18 protein-coding genes are annotated in these 19,856 nt (G+C 34.6%); 13 read left to right on the top strand and 5 right to left on the bottom strand.

Annotation, left to right across the window (positions count from 1 at the left end):
- Positions 1 to 25: 25 nt before the first annotated feature.
- The 3 genes from gap (at position 26) to G508_RS0112160 (ending at position 2,626) form a co-directional block, all read left to right on the top strand.
- Positions 26 to 1,030, top strand: coding sequence for a type I glyceraldehyde-3-phosphate dehydrogenase (gene gap, locus G508_RS0112175; RefSeq protein ID WP_026705586.1), 1,005 nt, complete (start codon positions 26 to 28; stop codon positions 1,028 to 1,030).
- A 372-nt stretch (positions 1,031 to 1,402) separates the two neighbouring features.
- Complete coding sequence (locus G508_RS0112165) at positions 1,403 to 2,254, top strand: BadF/BadG/BcrA/BcrD ATPase family protein (RefSeq protein WP_026705584.1); 852 nt, start codon at positions 1,403 to 1,405, stop codon at positions 2,252 to 2,254.
- 3 nt (positions 2,255 to 2,257) lie between these two features.
- A complete protein-coding gene (locus G508_RS0112160; RefSeq protein WP_026705583.1) occupies positions 2,258 to 2,626 on the top strand; it encodes a methylglyoxal synthase in 369 nt (122 codons plus the stop codon).
- A gap of 139 nt (positions 2,627 to 2,765) precedes the next feature.
- Here the strand turns inward: G508_RS0112160 and G508_RS0112155 are convergent, their stop codons facing one another.
- Together G508_RS0112155 and G508_RS0112150 are read right to left on the bottom strand one after the other, a co-directional pair.
- Positions 2,766 to 3,146 carry a RidA family protein gene (locus G508_RS0112155; RefSeq protein ID WP_026705582.1) on the bottom strand — a complete coding sequence of 127 codons (381 nt, stop codon included), beginning with the start codon at positions 3,144 to 3,146 and terminating at the stop codon, positions 2,766 to 2,768.
- Positions 3,147 to 3,185: 39 nt separating this feature from the next.
- A complete protein-coding gene (locus tag G508_RS0112150) occupies positions 3,186 to 5,867 on the bottom strand; it encodes a putative LPS assembly protein LptD (RefSeq protein WP_035694725.1) in 2,682 nt (893 codons plus the stop codon).
- 135 nt (positions 5,868 to 6,002) lie between these two features.
- Here G508_RS0112150 and G508_RS0112145 point away from each other — a divergent pair, with 135 nt between their 5' ends.
- The 9 genes from G508_RS0112145 to G508_RS0112105 all read left to right on the top strand — a co-directional run bounded on the left by G508_RS0112145 (position 6,003) and on the right by G508_RS0112105 (position 16,003).
- Positions 6,003 to 7,157 (top strand): N-acetylmuramoyl-L-alanine amidase family protein, encoded by a 1,155-nt coding sequence (locus tag G508_RS0112145; protein WP_026705580.1) that lies wholly within the window; start codon positions 6,003 to 6,005, stop codon positions 7,155 to 7,157.
- Positions 7,158 to 7,210: 53 nt separating this feature from the next.
- Positions 7,211 to 8,167: an MlaD family protein gene (locus tag G508_RS0112140; RefSeq protein ID WP_026705579.1), complete on the top strand. Its 957-nt coding sequence runs from the start codon at positions 7,211 to 7,213 to the stop codon at positions 8,165 to 8,167.
- A 10-nt stretch (positions 8,168 to 8,177) separates the two neighbouring features.
- Positions 8,178 to 9,512, top strand: a complete 1,335-nt coding sequence (locus G508_RS0112135; protein ID WP_026705578.1) for a (Fe-S)-binding protein — start codon at positions 8,178 to 8,180, stop codon at positions 9,510 to 9,512.
- A gap of 82 nt (positions 9,513 to 9,594) precedes the next feature.
- The gene (locus G508_RS0112130) at positions 9,595 to 10,041 is read left to right on the top strand and encodes an LNS2 domain-containing protein (protein ID WP_026705577.1); all 447 of its coding nucleotides are present in this window, start codon (positions 9,595 to 9,597) and stop codon (positions 10,039 to 10,041) included.
- A 50-nt stretch (positions 10,042 to 10,091) separates the two neighbouring features.
- Positions 10,092 to 10,883 (top strand): (Fe-S)-binding protein, encoded by a 792-nt coding sequence (locus tag G508_RS0112125; protein ID WP_026705576.1) that lies wholly within the window; start codon positions 10,092 to 10,094, stop codon positions 10,881 to 10,883.
- Between the two features lie 41 nt (positions 10,884 to 10,924).
- Positions 10,925 to 11,407: a hypothetical protein gene (locus G508_RS0112120; protein ID WP_026705575.1), complete on the top strand. Its 483-nt coding sequence runs from the start codon at positions 10,925 to 10,927 to the stop codon at positions 11,405 to 11,407.
- 13 nt (positions 11,408 to 11,420) lie between these two features.
- Positions 11,421 to 14,312 carry a glycoside hydrolase family 3 N-terminal domain-containing protein gene (locus tag G508_RS0112115; RefSeq protein WP_026705574.1) on the top strand — a complete coding sequence of 964 codons (2,892 nt, stop codon included), beginning with the start codon at positions 11,421 to 11,423 and terminating at the stop codon, positions 14,310 to 14,312.
- A gap of 77 nt (positions 14,313 to 14,389) precedes the next feature.
- Complete coding sequence (bshA, locus tag G508_RS0112110) at positions 14,390 to 15,526, top strand: N-acetyl-alpha-D-glucosaminyl L-malate synthase BshA (protein WP_026705573.1); 1,137 nt, start codon at positions 14,390 to 14,392, stop codon at positions 15,524 to 15,526.
- Between the two features lie 33 nt (positions 15,527 to 15,559).
- Positions 15,560 to 16,003 carry a protease complex subunit PrcB family protein gene (locus G508_RS0112105; RefSeq protein WP_026705572.1) on the top strand — a complete coding sequence of 148 codons (444 nt, stop codon included), beginning with the start codon at positions 15,560 to 15,562 and terminating at the stop codon, positions 16,001 to 16,003.
- A 70-nt stretch (positions 16,004 to 16,073) separates the two neighbouring features.
- Here the strand turns inward: G508_RS0112105 and G508_RS0112100 are convergent, their stop codons facing one another.
- The 3 genes from G508_RS0112100 to G508_RS0112090 form a co-directional block, all read right to left on the bottom strand.
- Positions 16,074 to 16,562 (bottom strand): hypothetical protein, encoded by a 489-nt coding sequence (locus G508_RS0112100; RefSeq protein ID WP_026705571.1) that lies wholly within the window; start codon positions 16,560 to 16,562, stop codon positions 16,074 to 16,076.
- Between the two features lie 109 nt (positions 16,563 to 16,671).
- On the bottom strand, positions 16,672 to 17,463 hold the full coding sequence (locus G508_RS0112095; protein ID WP_157486006.1) for a hypothetical protein: 792 nt from the start codon (positions 17,461 to 17,463) through the stop codon (positions 16,672 to 16,674).
- Between the two features lie 38 nt (positions 17,464 to 17,501).
- Entirely contained in the window at positions 17,502 to 18,329 is an 828-nt protein-coding gene (locus G508_RS0112090) for a UDP-2,3-diacylglucosamine diphosphatase (protein WP_026705569.1), read from the bottom strand.
- A 460-nt stretch (positions 18,330 to 18,789) separates the two neighbouring features.
- On the opposite strand from G508_RS0112090, the gene aroC reads away from it, so the two are divergent.
- Positions 18,790 to 19,851 (top strand): chorismate synthase, encoded by a 1,062-nt coding sequence (aroC, locus tag G508_RS0112080; protein WP_026705567.1) that lies wholly within the window; start codon positions 18,790 to 18,792, stop codon positions 19,849 to 19,851.
- Positions 19,852 to 19,856: the final 5 nt, after the last annotated feature.

The following is a 19,856-nucleotide window of genomic DNA, read 5'->3' as shown; positions in this document are numbered from 1 at the left end:
GCTTTAAGCCTAAAGAAACAACAAAATGTCAAAAGTAAAATTAGGAATTAACGGTTTCGGAAGAATCGGTAGAATTGTTTTTAGAGAAACGTTCAACAGAGATAACGTAGAAGTTGTAGCCATCAATGATTTATTAGATGTAGACCATTTAGCTTATTTATTAAAGTATGATTCAGTTCATGGTCGTTTCAATGGAACAGTTGAAGTTAAAGAAGGAAAATTGTATGTAAACGGAAAAAATATCCGTATCACTGCCGAAAGAAATCCAGCAGATTTAAAATGGAACGAGGTTGATGTTGATGTAGTTGCAGAATGTACTGGAATCTTCACGACTATCGAAACTGCAAATGAACACATCAAAGGTGGTGCAAAAAAAGTAATCATTTCAGCTCCATCTGCAGATGCTCCAATGTTTGTAATGGGAGTGAACCACGAGTCAGCAAAAGCTACAGATCTAGTAGTTTCTAACGCATCATGCACAACAAACTGTTTGGCTCCATTAGCAAAAGTAATTCACGATAATTTCGAAATTGTAGAAGGTTTGATGACAACAGTTCACGCTACAACATCAACACAAATGACAGCCGATGGTCCCTCGAAAAAAGACTGGAGAGGTGGTCGTGCTGCAAGTGTAAACATCATTCCATCCTCAACTGGAGCTGCAAAAGCAGTTGGAAAAGTAATCCCAGCCTTGAACGGAAAACTAACAGGAATGTCATTCAGAGTTCCAACAGTTGACGTTTCGGTTGTAGATTTGACTGTAAAAGTGGCCCAAGAAACTTCTTATGAAGAAATTATGGCAGTCTTGAAAAAAGCTTCTGAAACAGATATGAAAGGAATTATTGGATATACTGAGGATGCTGTAGTATCGCAAGATTTTATTTCAGATACAAGAACTTCAATCGTTGATGCAACTGCGGGAATCGGATTAAATTCTACGTTCTTCAAAATCGTATCTTGGTATGATAACGAATACGGATATTCAAGCAAATTAATTGATTTATCAGTTCACATTGCAGGTTTAAAATAATTTATATATTTACAAAATCCCGTTGGTGCTATATTGACGGGATTTTTTTTATTTAGGAGCGAATCGCTTGGGCATTTTTGGAATCCATGTTCCCGCTTTCCGTTCCAATCTTTTCTTTTTTTAAAGAAAAAAAAGAAAAGGATTTCCTCTTCAAACACGAAAGTGTTCACCGAACTCTTATGTAAATAAGAGTAATGTGAGGTAATCGGGGCTAAATAATAAACTAAAGTTACCAAAACAAATTAAAGCTTCCCACTAACAAGTTTTAATATAATTCGTAATTTTTAATTGAAACTAACTAACCAAATTATAAATCAGGGCTTTTCATTAAGGACGTTTCCTCAATCTAAAATCCTAAATCTAACAATCTAAATGAAACTATTAGTAGATAGTGGTTCCACAAAAGCCGACTGGATTTCTATCGATGAATCCGGAAAAGTTCTTTTTACCACGCAAACATTAGGATTAAATCCGGAAGTTCTTGGAAAAGAGGAAGTCATATCGCGTCTTGAAGATAAGTTTGATATTTCTCATAATAAGAAAAATGTCTCCCATTTATATTTTTATGGAGCAGGTTGCGGAACCGAAAGGATGAAAAATTTCTTAGCTGATATTTTTCAGGAGTATTTTACAAATGCAATAATTTCTGTCCACGAAGATACCTATGCAGCAGTTTATGCTACGACACCAAAAAACGAAAAAGCAATTGTTTGTATTTTAGGAACAGGTTCTAATTGCAGCTATTTTGATGGAAAAGTGTTGCATCAAAAAGTACAATCGCTTGGCTATATTGCTATGGATGATTGTAGTGGAAATCAGTTTGGACGTCATTTAATTCGTGGTTACTACTTCAACAAGATGCCAAAAGATTTGGCTGAAGCTTTTGAAAAAGCACACAATCTCGAAGCCGATGTGATCAAGCATCATTTATATAAAGAAGCTAATCCGAATGCTTATTTAGCCACTTTTGCTAAATTTTTGATTCAGCATAAAGAACATGAGTTCTGTAAAAAGATCATTTATTCATCCATGCAAGATTTTGTAGATTTTTATATTACACAATATGAAAATTGTAAGGAAGTTCCAGTACATTTTATTGGCTCAATCGCCTTTTATTTGAGAGAAGAATTAAAAGAAGTGATGGATAAAAACGGACTGCATTTAGGAAATGTACTTCGCCGTCCAATTGACGGATTGATTCAGTATCACTCTTTAAATAAATAATAAATGGAAATTGCTATAATAGCACATGATCGTATGAAAGCTGATATGGTGCAGTTTCTAAACAAGAACAAGGCACTATTAATTGCAGAGAAAATCTCACTGATTGCTACCGGAACAACAGGTTCCAAAGCTGAAAATGCGGGATTCAGGGTTCAAAAAATGCTTTCAGGACCTTTGGGTGGAGATGCACAAATTGCTGCAAGAGTAGCAGAGGGAAAAACCCAAATGGTTTTGTTTTTCAAAGACCCAAACTCCAGCCATGCCCATGAAGTGGATATCAATATGCTAATTAGAGTGTGTGATGTACATAATATTCCATTAGCAACCAATGAAGCAACAGCACAATTGTTGTTGAATGCAATTAGTATGTAGTTTTCAATCCCAGTATTTAGTTTACCATATTGCGTAAAATAAAAAAGTCCAATTTCTAATTTGAAATTGGACTTTTTTTATTGATTTTTTTAGTGTTTACAACACCCACTATTTATTTACTGCGACTTAAAACCAATTACTACTTAATAGCAATCATAGAAATTTCGACATTTACATTCTTTGGCAAGCATGCTACTTGAACTGTTTCTCTTGCAGGAGCGGTTTTTTCATCAAAATAACTTCCATAAACTGAATTTATTCTAGCAAAATCATTCATGTCCATGATAAAAATTGAAGTTTTAATTACGTCCTCAAATGTCATTCCGGCGGCTTCAAGAACAGCTTTCATATTTTCCATTACTTGCTTGGTTTCGGTTTCAATGTTATCTAAAACTAGTTCCATTGAGATTGGATCAAGAGCAATTTGCCCAGAAGTATAAAGTGTGTTGCCCACTAAAACGGCTTGATTGTAAGGTCCAATTGGAGCTGGAGCTTTATCAGTATAAATTATTTTTTTCATATTGCTTTAAATTAATTTCAAAACTCTCAACTCATCACTCTACCTTATGACTCGATCAGGCTGTGTTCGTTTTTCCCACTTGATATCACTCAACATTCCAGATTTAATTCCGATGAAAAATCCCCAATAGGCATTTTCACCAAAAGGTGACCAGTTGAAATCCATTCGCCAACTCAATAAATCGCGTTCAAATCTCAATTGGGTAAAAGTAACACCATTTTGAACAAAATCATATCCCGTAGAAACACCCAGCTTCCATTTTGGACTGATGTCTACATTTCCGGAAATCATGATAGAATTACCCGTAATTTCATTTTGTCGAGCAGCATTTCCGTAGGTGAGAGAATAGGCTAGGGTCATGTCCCAAGGTAGATTGGTATTGAAAAATCCATCAAATTCTTCCTCTTCTTCCTCTTCTTCATCGCCAAATTGACTTCCTCTTCTGTCTCCAATATCCCTATTGGTACCAAATAGATCGTCTTCTCGACCACCGTTTCTAGCACCTTGTTCGTTTCTATTTTCGTTTTGGTCATTGCCTTCGCTTGAGAAAGAGTAATTTAATGTGATATTGGCACTGGTCATTCGAAATAAACTTCCGCCATTATCAATATTATACTTTCTAATACGTCTATTAGCGTTGTTAAGTGCATAAGGATCTAGGGTTGCACCAAAATTCACATTCATTTTATCCTTGAATAAAAGCGTTCCACCACTCACACGAACGGGAGACCAAGGCAAAGAATCGGCTGCAATGTTATAGCTAGTAGAAAAATTCAAATTGTTTAAAAGCATTACTTTCTTTGGTTCTGTTTTGGTAGAATCTTTGTCGGTCATTTTTGCTTCGAAAGTATTGCTAAGTCCAAAAGAAATAATGTTTGAATTGGTACGTCCCGGTGCCGAAAAAATCCCTTCTTCAAATCGTGTATAATCTTTTCTGATCGTTCCAGTTCCATCGGTATCATAGGTATCCCAATATTTTTCAAAACTTGGAGTATAACTGTATGATACATTTGGTCGCATCACGTGGCGAATTGCTTGAATCTTTTTTTCTTCACCAAAATTAAAAGTTCCATAAATCGTTGTTCCAATACTGCTCGAAAAGGAGTAGGTTCTAAAGGCATCAAATCCATTCACATCTTCTTTTACTTCTTGACCTTGCTCTACATCAAATCTTCTGTTTATTGTCTTTAGGTACCAAACTTCGTTATAATTAGCTCCAGTTGAAACACTAAAGTGCTTAAATATCTTGAAGTTGGTACTCAAAGGAATAGAGTGTTGGAGACCGGTTCTGGCATCACGAAACATTTCGGGTTTAAAAAACAGGGAATCTGTTGTTTGAAAACGATTTTCACCTCGAACGTTATATTGAAAGTTGATGTTCTTGATGAAACCTTTCTTTGGAGCATCTTCTGAAGCAAAAGGGAAAATCCTGTCTACACTTACTTGCAAAGTAGGAAGGGTCATGTTAATTTGCTGTGTCTGGGTGTTTTGCGAATGATTTGCCGTGAGCGACATATTCACAGATGGAACCGTATTAAATGTTTTAGAATAGGAAATAGAGGAGTTCATCGTGTTGTTTAATCGAGAACCAACATTTACTGTATTTAATGAGTTTTGAAAATACGTGCTACTTCCTAAATTCACAGAAGCTGAAAATCTAGAATTTGGATTTGCTTTTGCATCTTGTGAATGTGACCATTGAATATTATAGATATTAGTCTTGGCATAATCAGGAAAACCTCTCTCGCTTGTAATTTGGTTTTCAAATCGAATGTTTACATTTCCTCTAAAACGATACCTTTTGGCATAACTCGATTCAAATCGCAAGGCATAACTACCATTGGTGTAATAATCTCCGAGAAAAGTAAGATCATAATTATCGCTCAAGGCAAAATAATAACCCCCATTTTGTAGTGAATAGCCTTGTCTTCTAGTGTCGGTAAAAGTTGGCATGATAACACCTGATTGACTGGTTTCAGTCATTGGAAAAAAAGCAAAAGGCAAGCCTATTGGTGTTGGCACATCTGCAATGTACATATTTGTTGGTCCTACAACAACCTTCTTTTTAGGAACAAATTTGGCTTTTCGGGCTAGAAAATAATATTCGGGATCGTCAATATCTTCGGCTGTAGTGAATTTTACATTTTTCATGAAGTAAACCGAATCATTTTCTTTTTTTGCAATTTCGGCAATAAAATTCAATTCCCCTTGTTGACTTCTGGAATTCCAAATTAAGACTTTCTTGGTTTTAAAATTAAAGCGAATAGAATCGGGTTCTACTACATTTGTACCTTGTTTAAAAACAGGTCTTTGGGTATAAGCTCCTGTACTGTCTTTGATTCTACCTGCATAAACTTCGTTCTTGGCATAATCCATGACGATTATTCCTGCTTTCAGTTCAACATCTAGATAATAGAGTTCTGCTTCGTTATATAAGGTAAGTAATTTGTTTTTCTGATCTACTTTTTCGTAGTCAACGGCAACCCGTTTTACGATTCCATCCAATGTAGATTTTTTTGGCTTGACCGTATCAATAATTGATGAATCTCCAATAACTTCATTAACTAGTTCAAGTTTTGGAACTACAATTTCTGTGCTATCTGGTTGTTTTTCAGCGGGAATAACAACATTCTTTTTAGGTAACTCTTGAGAATAAATTTTTGAGGTTCCCAATGTTAAAAAAATTGCTGATAAAACGATATGAAATAAGTTTGTACGCAAAGGTTTAAATGCTATTTTTGTAAAAATATGGCTCAATTTTTGAAGTGTCAAACATACTATAAATTTTCATCAAAATAAGTACTTTTCGAAATTATAACCATAAGGTTTTTATTAAAATTAACTTTTATACAAATTATGAAATCCATACACATACTTAAATCTTTCCTAATCATACTTTTATGCTTATTTTCAGCACTGACTTTTGGACAAAACGGCAAATTTAAGGTTGTTCTCGATGCAGGCCACGGTGGAAAGGATTTTGGTAATTCCCACCACGGATTTGTAGAGAAGAAAATAGCTTTGGCAGTAGTTTCAAAACTAGGCAAAATTCTAGATAAAAATCCTAATATTGATGTTGTGTATACTCGTCAATCCGATGTTTTTATAGAATTAAGAGAAAGAGCTAATATTGCAAACAAGATGAATGCCCATCTTTTTATCTCTATACATTGTAATGCTGTCAAAAACTTTGGTCCTTATGGAACGGAGACTTTTGTAATGGGAATGGATAGAAGTGCCATGAACTTAGAAATTGCAAAAAAAGAGAACGAAGTAATTGAGATGGAAGGTGATTATAAACTTAAATATAAAGGTTTTGATCCGAAATCTCCCGAAACTACTTTGGGACTAAATTTACTCAAAGAACAATATTTGGATCAAAGTATTAGCATCGCTGGAAAAATCCAAGAAGGTTTTAGAACTGGACTAAAACGTAAAAGTAGAGGCGTTAAACAAACACCGCTTTGGGTTTTAGATGCGACAATCATGCCAGGTGTTTTGGTAGAGTTGGGCTTTTTATCGAATAAAGAAGAAGGAGAGTATTTAAACTCAGAAAAAGGTCAGGACGAATTAGCAGAATCTATTGCAAATGCCATATTTAGTTACAAAAAGGAATATTTTGGAACAGGAGATAATGAAGTGGCAGTGGAAAAATATGTTCCTAAAAATGTTACTGAAGAAAAGCAAGTAACAACTAAAGAACCTGAAGTAAAAAACGACGACCCAAAAGAAACGGCGAAAGCTGATGAGAAAGGAGTGATTTTCAAAGTACAGATTTCTGCAAGTGGTAAAAAATTAGATCTTACACCTGCTAATTTCAAAGGTTTAGGCAATCTATCTATAACAACTGATAACGGTACTTTATTCAAATATATGTATGGCAATACCTCGGATTATAACGTTGCAAAACAAAATTTAGCTGAAGCTAAAGCAAAAGGATTCGATTCTGCCTATATTATTGCATTTAAAGACGGAAAAAAAGTAAATTTGCAAGATGTTATTAAAAACTAAAATACAGTTTAGTTTCTGATATTTATTTTAAATTTGTTTAAAAACGCTATACTTTGAAAATTACAAGAGAGATTAAAACAGCCATATTGGTAATTGCTTCAATACTGCTATTCATTTGGGGATACAGTTTTTTAAGAGGAAGTGACTTGCTAACAAATTACAGAACTTTTTATGTAGATTTTGACAATGTTGAAGGATTGGCTCCTTCGGCTCCAGTTACCATTAGTGGTTTAGCAGTTGGTAAAGTTGTTGCTATCAATCTTAATCATAAAACAGCAAAGTTAAGAGTAGAAATTCAAATTAAAAGCGACTTTCCAATTTCAAAAACAAGTGTAGTAAATCTTTACGAGCCAGGTGTTATTGGAGGAAAACAACTTCAGATTATCCCAAACCTTCAAGACCCAGTTCAAGCAGAATCTGGTGAAACCTTAAAAAGTGGAGTCGTCCCTGGGATGCTAACGGCATTGGGAGATAAATTAGGGCCTGTTCAACAAAAAGTGGAGCTTGTTTTGGTTAGTGCGGATTCTCTTATCAGCAACTTGAACGATGTTTTGGATGCTAAAACAAAAAATAACCTAAAAGCTAGTATCGAAAATCTGAATACCACGATGGCTAATTTCAGCCAAACCTCTAAAAGCCTAAACGAGATTATGGCGAACAATAAAGGCAAAATTGATGGTGTAGTAACAAATTTCGAAAAAATATCCTCTAATTTTTCTAAAGTATCTGATACTATTGCAAAAGCAAAAATTGGTGAAGCCATCAATAATCTTGAGAAAACGCTTGATGGGGTAAATAAAATAGTAAAAGATTTGGAAACCGGAAAAGGAACAATGGGGAAATTGCTCAAGGACGATGCAATGTATAATAATTTTACAAAAACCTCAAAAGAATTGGAATTATTGCTTCAAGATTTGAGATTAAACCCAACACGATATATCAATGTTTCGCTTTTTGGTAAAAAGAACAAACCTTATGTTGCACCAAAAGTTACAGATTCTATAAAGTAAAAATCAGTATATGAGTTATTTAGATAATATATTTTTTGCTATCATCCTGATTTTAGGAGTAGGATATTTTACTGTAAATGTCAAAAAAATCCTTCGCAATATTAAGTTAGGAAGAGAAGTAAACCGTTACGACAACAAATCGGAGCGTTGGAAAAATATGGCCATGATTGCTTTAGGACAATCAAAAATGGTAAAAAGACCTATTTCTGGATTTTTACATATTATTGTATATGTAGGTTTTGTGATCATCAATATTGAAGTACTTGAAATTATTATTGATGGACTTTTTGGCACACATCGTGTTTTTGCCTTTATGGGAGCTTTTTATGATGTATTAATTGGGTCATTTGAAATTTTAGCAGCATTGGTTTTAGTTGCAGTTATTGTTTTCTTGATTAGAAGAAATGTTATCAAGATCAAAAGATTCATTCATTCTGATTTAAAAGGATGGCCAAAGAGCGATGCCAATTATATTTTATATTTCGAAATTGTCTTGATGTCGTTGTTCCTTTTGATGAATGCAGCCGATTATCATTTGCAAAATGTAAGTGGTGGTTTTATGGATTTTCATCCGGCAGGATCTTTCCCTATTAGCCAATATATTGCGACTTTGTTTGACGGTGTTGCTAATGGAACAGTTTATATTATTGAAAGAGCAGCTTGGTGGTTGCATATTACGGGAATTTTGATTTTCCTTAATTATTTATATTTCTCAAAACACTTGCATATTTTATTGGCTTTTCCAAATACCTATTTTGCGGATTTGAATTCAAAAGGTCAATTTGATAATTTGGAATCAGTTACAAATGAAGTAAAATTGATGATGGATCCAAATGCAGATCCTTTTGCAGCAGCTCCAGCAGGTGCAGATGCTGTTCCGGCAAAATTTGGTGCAAATGATGTGCAGGATTTAAACTGGGTTCAGTTGTTGAATGCTTACACGTGTACAGAATGTGGCCGTTGTACTTCTTCTTGTCCAGCAAACATAACAGGAAAAAAGTTATCGCCTCGAAAAATCATGATGGATACTAGGGATCGATTGGTTGAAGTAGGAAATAATATTGATGCCAACAAAGGTGTTTTTGTTCCAGATAACAAAACGTTGCTGAATGATTATATCACACCTGAAGAACTTTGGGCCTGTACATCTTGTAATGCATGTGTAGAAGAGTGTCCTGTCAATATCAGTCCGCTTTCGATTATTATGGATATGAGACGCTATTTGGTGATGGAACAAAGTGCCGCTCCAATGTCATTGAATGCCATGATGACCAATGTTGAAAATAACGGAGCTCCATGGCAGTATAGCCAACAGGACCGTTTGAACTGGAAAAACGAAAATTAATACGTAGATAAAAATTCTCTTATAGGTGAGGTTAAGGGTGTTTTTAATTTCAAATCATAAATAAATTAGAAACAAAACGAAAATGAGAACTGAAGATTTAGACAAGCAATTGGTAAAAGCCACAGAAAACGGACATACAATCAGTCCTGTTTTGCCTGAAGGAGTAAAAAATTATCTAATTGACATCGATGGAACCATCTGTGATGATATTCCAAATGAAGAACCAGAAAGAATGTTAACGGCAGAAGTATATCCAGACGCGTTAATAACATTAAATAAATGGTATGATGAAGGTCATATTATTTTCTTTTTTACTTCAAGAACTGAAGCTCACAGAGAATATACCGAAACCTGGTTGAAAAAACATGGTTTCAAATACCACGGTATGGTTATGGGAAAACCACGTGGAGGAAATTATCATTGGATTGATAATCACTTGGTTAAGGCTACTCGTTACAGAGGAAAGTTTACCGATTTAGTAGATAAAGAAGTTACGATTCAAGTTTTTGATGACGAACACCACGAATAATTTTAGATTCAGATTAATTCTGAAATCTAAATTCTAAATTCTATAATTATATGTCAGAGATTTTAAATGTGCCAACAATGGCCGAAATGCTTGCCGAAGGAAAACAACCAGAAGTTCTCTTCTGGGTGGGTTGTGCAGGAAGTTTTGACGACAGGGCCAAAAAGATAACTAAAGCATTCGTAAAGATTTTAAATCGGTCGAATGTTTCTTTTGCCGTTCTTGGAACCGAGGAAAGTTGTACAGGAGATCCTGCCAAAAGGGCTGGAAACGAGTTTTTGTTCCAAATGCAAGCCATGATGAACATTGAAGTTCTGAATGCTTACGAAGCAAAAAAAATCGTAACGGCTTGTCCACATTGTTTCAACACTTTAAAAAATGAATATCCGGAATTAGGCGGAAAGTATGAAGTTATCCATCATACCCAATTTTTAAAATCATTGCTAGACGATGGAAGATTAACCATCGAAGGCGGACAATTTAAAGGAAAAAGAATCACTTTTCATGATCCTTGTTATTTAGGCAGAGCCAATAATGTATATGAAGCTCCAAGAGAATTAATCCAGAAATTAGATGCTGAATTAGTCGAAATGAAGCGTTCGAAGGCAAACGGATTATGCTGTGGTGCTGGTGGAGCTCAAATGTTCAAAGATGCAGAACCAGGGAATAAAGAGGTTAACATCGAAAGAACTGAGGACGCTTTGCAAACACAACCTCAAGTTATTGCTGCAGGTTGCCCGTTTTGCAATACAATGCTTACCGATGGTGTAAAAAATAAAGAAAAAGAAGGCGAAATCAAAGTTATGGACGTAGCCGAATTAATTGCAAATGCACAGGATTTGTAATTTCATATAGCTGAAATCCAAAATCTAAAATCTAAAATCAAATGTACGTTCCATTCGAAAATTTACCAGAAGAATCAAAAATATGGATATACCAATCCAACAGAAAATTTTCTGAAGAAGAATTTGCAGAAATTGAAAAAGATTTGCAAGTTTTTGTAGAAAATTGGGCCGCTCACGGAACCAGTCTTGAAGCTTCTTTTCAATTAAAATACAACCGCTTTATCATCTTGGCAGTAAATCAGGAAGTTCAAACGGCTACAGGATGTTCGATTGATTCGTCGGTTGCTTTTATCCAAAGTTTAGAAAAAAAATACGATGTAGATTTATTAGATAAAATGAATGTTACATTCAAATTAGGGGAACATGTTGCCCACAAACCATTAATCGATTTCAAAAAGATGGCTAAGGACAAAGCCGTAACAGCCAATACGATTGTTTTTAATAATTTGGTAAACAACATTGCCGAATACAACGAATCTTGGGAAGTTCCTGCTGCAGATAGCTGGCACAGTCGTTTTTTCTAATCTCTTTCCCCAAATGAAATATTTCGTTTTCCTACTAGTATTTGTTAGTCAAATTTCGCTTGCCCAAAAAAACAGCAGAACCGAACAATCTGTTTGGGTCGATAGCGTTTATAACCAAATGTCGTTTGATGAAAGGGTTGGTCAATTGTTTATGGTTGCCGCTTATTCCAATAAAGACACAGTTCATACCAATGCTATCGAAAGATTGATTGAGAATTATAAAATAGGTGGACTGATTTTTTTTCAAGGCGGACCTTATCGTCAAGCTAAATTAACCAATCAATTTCAAGCAAAATCAAAACTTCCAATGTTTATTGGGATTGATGCCGAATGGGGTTTGGCAATGCGTTTAGATTCTGTAAATCGTTTTCCTTGGAACATGACCCTTGGAGCAATTCAAGATAATAAATTGATTGAAAAAGTAGGAGAGGAATATGGAAAGCAAAGCAAGAGAATGGGGATACATTTCAACTTTGCACCTGTTTTAGATATCAATACGAATCCATTAAATCCAATTATCGGAAATAGATCTTTTGGTGAGGATAAATTTAATGTGACCGAAAAAGCACTATCGTTGATGAAAGGAATTCAACGCGAAGGAGTTTTCGCTACAGGTAAACATTTTCCAGGACACGGAGCTACCGAAACCGATTCGCATCACACTTTACCAATAGTAAATTTTTCGAAGGAAAGAATCGAAGATGTAGAGTTTTATCCCTATAAAAAACTTTTTAAAGAAGGTTTGGCTTCCGTTATGGTTGCACATTTAAATGTTCCAAGTTTGGAGCCAAGAGAAAATTATCCTTCTTCGATTTCTTATAACATCGTAACTAATATTCTTCAAAAACAACTTGGTTTTGAAGGTTTGATTTTTACGGATGCGTTGAATATGAAAGGTGCTAGTAATTTCAAACAACCAGGAGAAATTGACCTAGAAGCTTTTATGGCTGGAAATGATATTTTGCTTTTTGCCGAAAATGTGCCTGTTGCCTTAGAAAAGATTTGTATGGCATATCAAGACTCTATTTTATCAGAAGAAAGATTTGCTCATTCTGTAAAGAAAATTCTGCAATTTAAATACAAAGCAGGTTTGGACCACTACAAACCGATTGATACAACCAATTTATTCAACGATGTAAATCCAATTTTGAATAACGCATTTCAATATGAATTGTATGAAAATGCAACGACTGTTCTAATCAATCAGGATGCTATCTTACCTATTCAAAATATCGAAAATGAAAATATTGCCTACGTAAAATTAGGAGACGATAATAACAGTTCTTTTCTAAATACCTTAAAGCAATATACAGAAGTTACCGAAATTTCAGAATCCAATATTGATACTTTATTATTGAAACTTGAACCTTACACTAAAGTAATTGTAGGATTTCATAAAGCAGATGGAGCTTGGAAAAAACATGATTTTAAACCCGAAGAATTAGCAAAACTAGATTCGATTGCAAAGCGTAAAAAAGTAATTTTGGATGTGTTTGCAAAGCCATATTCTCTTTTGCCAATTACAGATTTCAGCAATATTGAAGGTTTGATTGTTTCGTATCAAAACACTGATGTTTCCCAAATTGTTTCAGGTCAGTTGATTTTTGGTGCTTTTGAAGCAAAAGGAAAATTACCGGTTTCCATCAACAATTCATTTGCGGTAAATGATGGTTTGAAAACAAAAAAAGTCGATGTTTTAGGATTTACAGCTGCTGAAAATGTAGGTGTTGATTCGGCTATTTTGTCTAAAATTGATAAGATTGCACAAAAAGCAATTGATTCAAAAATGACTCCCGGAGCTCAAATTTTAGTAGCCAGAAAAGGTAAAGTAATCTACCAAAAATCATTCGGTTATCATACTTATAATAACTTGATTAAAGTTAAAAATAGTGATATTTATGATGTTGCTTCATTGACGAAAATGATTTCGACTTTGCCAAATGTCATGCAATTATATGACAATAACAAAGTAGAATTGGATACAAAATTGAGTAAAATGTTGCCACTTTTCAATAAAACAGATAAGAAAAACATCACGTTTAAGGATTTGCTTTCGCACCAAGGAAGATTACAGGCTTGGATTCCCTTTTATAAGGAAACACTAGACAAAGATAAAAAACCAAGCGAAAAATATTATAGAGCAACACCCGATTCACAATTTTCAATTCAAGTTGCAGATAGTCTTTTTATTAGAAAAGATTATCATGATACGATAATGGAGACGATTGCAAAAAGTAAATTATTGCCTAAAAAAGAATACAAATACAGTGATTTTACCTTTATTATCTTGAAAGAATTTCTTGAAAATGAAACGCATCAAACTTTGGATGTATTGAGTTTTGATCATTTTTTCAAACCATTAGGAATGAACAATACGTTATATAATCCGTTGCAACGAATTTCAAAAGATCGTATTCCTCCAACAGAAAATGATACCTACTTCCGTTACCAAACAATTCAAGGTCATGTGCATGATATGGAAGCGGCAATGGAAGGTGGAGTTGCAGGTCACGCTGGAATTTTCTCAAACGCTATGGATATTGCGAAAATGATGCAGATGTATCTTCAAAAAGGAAAATATGCAGGAAAAGAATATTTTTCTGAAAGCACTTTTGATACATTCAATACTTGTCATTTTTGTAAGGAAGGAAATAGGAGAGGTCTAGGTTTTGACAAGCAGCAACTTCCAGGAACTTCAGGGCCAACTTGTGGTTGTGCTTCTGCATCAAGTTTTGGGCATACTGGGTTTACTGGAACAATGGCTTGGGCAGATCCTAATGAAGAATTGGTGTATATCTTTTTATCAAACAGAACTTTTCCAGACTCGAATGCTCCAAATACCTTGTCTAAAGCAAATATTAGGGAAGACATTCAAAAGGTAATTTATGAAGCGATCAAGAATTGATTCATAAAGTTAATTTCATCTAAATACCGCCACTGCGAAGCCTATTTTTGCTAATTTTGTTATACTAAAAAACAAAAATGAAAATAGCAATAGTTTGTTATCCAACCTTTGGCGGTAGTGGTGTAGTTGCCACAGAGTTAGGTCTAGAATTAGCCAGACGAGGCCACGAAATCCACTTTATAACTTACAGTCAACCCGTTCGTTTGGCACTTTTGAATCCAAATGTGCATTATCACGAGGTTAATGTTCCAGAATATCCTTTGTTCCATTACCAACCTTACGAATTGGCTCTGTCAAGCAAATTGGTTGATATGGTTAAGTTGTATAAAATCGAGTTATTGCACGTCCATTATGCTATTCCGCATGCTTATGCAGGCTATATGGCAAAGCAAATGTTGAAGGACGAAGGAATAAGCATTCCTATGGTTACGACACTTCATGGAACTGATATAACATTGGTGGGAAACCATCCTTTCTATAAACCTGCAGTAACCTTCAGTATCAATAAATCAGACATTGTAACTTCGGTTTCACAAAGTTTAAAGGATGATACGATGAAATTATTCAATATCAAAAAAGATATCACGGTTATTCCAAATTTTATCGAATTGGATAAAAACCTAAACGATAAAAGTATTCCATGTCGTCGTTCGGTCATGGCAAAGGAAAATGAGCGAATTATTACCCATGTGAGTAATTTCAGAAAAGTTAAGCGTATTCCAGATATCATCAAGATTTTCTATAAAGTTCAGCTTGAACTTCCGGCAAAGCTAATGATGGTTGGAGACGGACCAGAAAAGGAAAAGGCAGAAATTTTATGTGCTGAATTAGGGATTTTAGACAAAGTAATTTTCTTTGGAAACAGTAATGAAGTAGACCGAATTTTGAGTTACACCGATTTATTTTTATTACCATCTGAAACCGAGAGTTTTGGTTTGGCGGCTTTGGAAGCCATGGCATGGGGAATTCCTGTAATTTCGAGTAACTCGGGTGGTTTACCCGAAGTAAATTTCGACGGTATTTCAGGATATTTAAGCAATGTTGGAAACACTGATGAAATGGCTGAAAATGCTTTGAAGATATTGAAAGAAGATGCTGTTTTGGCGGAATTTAAAACCAATGCATTATCGATTGCAAAACAATTTGATATCAAAAATATTTTGCCACTTTACGAAGCTTTGTACGAACAGGCTTTAGAGAAGCAAAGTATTTAAACGATTGAAATAAGTAAACATTAAAATATACCTATGAAAAAGTTATTATTAGTTCCTATAATTGCCATTATTGTCTCCTGTAATTGTAAAAAAACGACAGTTACCGAAGAAAATAAAAAGCATAAAGAACCTTTGTTTGAAGTTTTAAGCGAATCAGCTTATCAAGGAAGAGACAATGAAACTTTCGAAATCATTAAGGATAATGCCAGTTTGAAAGAACTCTACAAATCAATAAATAATGAAAATGTCCCAACAATTGATTTTACAAATAATAGAGTTATAGCTTTATTTTTGGGGCAAAGAAGTTCGGGGGGACATGCTATAAAAGTCAAGAATATTACTGAAAAGGAAAATAAAATTTTTGTAGACATTGAAAGAATAGCACCTAAGCCTGGCGAAAATGCTACAATGGCAATGACGAATCCTTATAGTATTGTAAAAATAAATTCGAATAAAGAGATTGTGATTAACAAATAACTTTCAGTGCTAGCAAAAAAAAAACATCCGCCATTAAGCGGATGTTTCTATTTTATAAAATTTTTGAATATTAGAATCTGTATCTGATCCCTAAAGCTATATCTGGACCAAAGCTATCATTTCTCCAGTCCTCAGAACCAAAATGAATCTCTGGTCTGAAATCTAAAGACAATTGCAATGGGAAATCGAATACATATTCAATACCGATATCTCCAGCTGCAAATAATCCAAGACCACTATCATCAGCATCATTATGATCATAGCTCCAGCTTGTTAAACCTCCACCAACACCTGCATACCAGTTGAAACCTCCTTCGATATTCCAAACCCATTGGTATAAACCTGTTAGTTTAATAGCATCTACATGATTGCTAGTTCTCCAACCTAAATCTAATTCAAGACGGTTGTTGTCTCCTAAGCCTCTTTGGTAAGAAACTTCACCACCAAAACCGTCATTGTCACCAACACGGATACCCAGTGCATTTTTCGAAATTTCCTGAGCTTGAGAACTAAATGCTAAACCAATTAGCATAAAAGCTGATAAGATTAATTTTTTCATAAATTTTTTGTTTTAAGTTATTTTACAAAGTTAAGCAAATAACGAGCCAAAAAACTAGACAAAATCTATCAACATTCATCTAAAAGGTTACAAGATTCCTTAGAATTTTCTACTGTTGAGAACTATAAGTATCCAAATATTCTTTTATATTTTGACTACCAGAAGAAGGTATACCCACAGAAATTTCATCACTTGATAAAGTATAGTTGATATCAGTAGTACTATAAATCATTCCAATATTAGCTGCATAATATTGTGTAGAAACTACAACATCTTGTGGATTTAAAATGCTTATAGGAAAGTCAATTCCACCACCACTAAAAATGCTTGTAATTTCCAGACTAACAATAATCTTTATCACCTTTACATCTTGATACGTGTCATGATTTGGAACGCTAAAACTCTCCAATGATTCTTGAAAAACAGATTGCATGGTATAATTAAAAGTAAGCGGGAATTCTTCATATTGATAGTTAAAAGTACCATCAATACTACTCAATTGTTGTCCATCCGAAGCATTTTCTTTAAATAATACAAAATCAGAGACATCCAAAGAAATAGGAAAACCTTCTAACAAATCAACATTTGTAGAACCTGAAACTACAACTTTGTCACCACTTTTACGGATACTGTTTTCAGCCAATGAGCTTGTATAAAAACCAAAAGGCAATTCTTTCGTTTTCAATTTCTTATAGGAATTACCACTAATTGTAGTATCATTTGCTACATATAAAGAATCACGTCCAGGAAATTCACCTTCAACATCATAGGTCCAAAAAGCTTCATTTTCCAGCGGAAAATAATTTTTTTCAGAAGGCTGATCATCGTTATTTGAATCGTCGGTTGAGCAAGAATTCATAAAAACCAATAGAAGAATTGCAAAAAAGTAAGAGTGTTTCATAATTATGAGCTTTAATTAGAAAGCGAATATAGCAATTTTTACTCTTTTGTAAACAAGAAAGACGACACAAGTTGCTGACTGAATTTGTTTTCCATTTCAAAGTAGTCTTCCTCTACATGAAAATAATCCTCTTGATAGCGGTATAATTTCCAGCGTTTTTTGTTGTATTCCAATGCTGTTAGATTCTCAATCCAATCCCCTGAGTTCAAATACATCGTTTCACCATTTTTATTTTCCTTTCTCAAAATCTTTGGCTCATGGATGTGGCCACATACTACATAATCATACTTGTTTTCAATAGCCAAATCAGTGGCAGTAGTTTCAAAATCCGAAATATGTTTGACCGCTTTTTTTACACTGGCCTTTATTTTTTTGGAAAAAGAATAAGGTTCTCTCCCTAATTTTGTCAAGCACCAGTTCACAAAACGGTTCAATAAAATCAAGTAATCATAACCTAAACCACCCAGTTTTGCAATCCATTTCGAGTGCTGAACTGACGCATCAAAAACATCACCATGAAAAATCCATGCCTTTTTTTGGTCCAATTCTAGCACAAGTTTATCAACAACACTAAAATTACCCATGTGTGCATCGCTAAATTTTCGCAACATTTCATCATGATTTCCAGTAATGTAGTACACTTTCGTGCCTTTTGAAGCAAAATCAATCAATTTCTTGACCACCTTTAAATGTGCTTTTGGAAAATAGGATTTCCTGAACTGCCAAATATCAATAATATCACCATTCAAAACCAAAGTTTTAGGTTTGATGCTGCACAAATATTGGTGCAATTCTTTTGCATGGCAACCAAAAGTGCCTAAATGCACATCCGAAATCACCACTAATTCAACAGGTCTCTTTTTCAATTTGAATCAATTTGAAGTTTTACAAATTAACCATTCCTATATTAATTGAAATCAAAAGCAAGGTTAAGAAAATGATTTGTTTTCAGGAGCTTATCCAGCTTTCCGTTACAAGTCCTCATTCGAGAAGCTTTTTTTCCAAGTCTCAAAAGGTCCCGAAGCTTCGGGACCGTTGGTCGCTCTTTTGAGCCAGGAAAAAATAGCTTCTCGAATTCCGGGCTTTCCACTTCTCCCGAAGCTTCGGGACTGGGCTAGCTTCGCACCAGGAAGCTTTCAGCAAAAAGTAAAACCATTTTTTAAAAGAATCCAAGTCAAGTAACAACTGAAAACGTTTCTGAAATTAAGGCCTGAAAACCTTACACGAGACTGATCACAAATCACTGATTGCTGAACACTGCAAACTGAACACTGAAAACTTTCCTATTCTCACTTTTAATTCTATATTTGTTCAAAACAATAAAAAATGGCTGGAAATAGCTACGGAACATTATATAAGGTTACCACTTTTGGAGAATCTCATGGTGAAGCTTTGGGCGGAATTATTGATGGTTGCCCTCCAGGAATAGAACTTGATATCGAAGCAATTCAATATGAAATGTCAAGAAGAAAGCCCGGACAATCTGCAATAGTAACCCAAAGAAAGGAAGACGACCAAGTACAATTTCTATCCGGAATTTTCGAGGGTAAAACCACAGGAACCCCAATCGGATTCATCATTCCTAACACCAATCAGAAGTCGGACGATTATTCACATATCAAAGATGCATACCGTCCAAGTCATGCCGATTATGTATATGAACAAAAATATGGACTACGTGACTACCGTGGTGGTGGAAGAAGTTCGGCTCGCGAAACTGCAAGTAGAGTAGTAGCAGGAGCGGTTGCAAAACAAGTTTTAAAAGATATAAAAATCAATGCATTTGTATCATCTGTAGGACATATTTTTATCGATAAACCTTATCAGGATTTGGATTTTTCTAAAACAGAAAGTAATCCCGTTCGTTGTCCAGATGAGGCTTCGGCTCAAAAAATGGAAGAATATATCAGAGAAATACGTAAACAAGGCGATACTGTTGGTGGAACCATAACCTGTGTGTTGCAAAATGTTCCCATTGGTTTAGGTGAACCCGTTTTCGATAAACTGCATGCCGAATTAGGTAAAGCCATGCTTTCCATTAATGCTGTGAAAGGTTTTGAATATGGCAGCGGTTTTTGTGTAGCTAAAATGAAAGGAAGTGAACACAACGATCTTTATAATATTGATGGAACAACAAAGTCCAACTTATCGGGAGGAATTCAGGGTGGAATTTCAAACGGAATGGATATTTATTTCCGAGTTGCTTTTAAACCTGTTGCGACAATTATGCAAAAGCAGGAAACAATTGATAATCAAGGAAATGTAGTCGAAATGATGGGCAAAGGACGACACGATCCATGTGTTGTGCCAAGAGCTGTTCCAATAGTGGAAGCAATGGCAGCCATTGTTCTAGCCGATTTTTATCTACTTAATAAAACTTATAAATAATAAAA

Source organism: Flavobacterium soli DSM 19725 (genome assembly GCF_000422705.1).
In the GTDB taxonomy this organism is placed as follows: Bacteria; Bacteroidota; Bacteroidia; order Flavobacteriales; family Flavobacteriaceae; genus Flavobacterium; species Flavobacterium soli.
The sequence above is the reverse complement of the archived record's forward strand: the minus strand, read 5'-3'. Positions and strand labels throughout refer to the sequence as shown.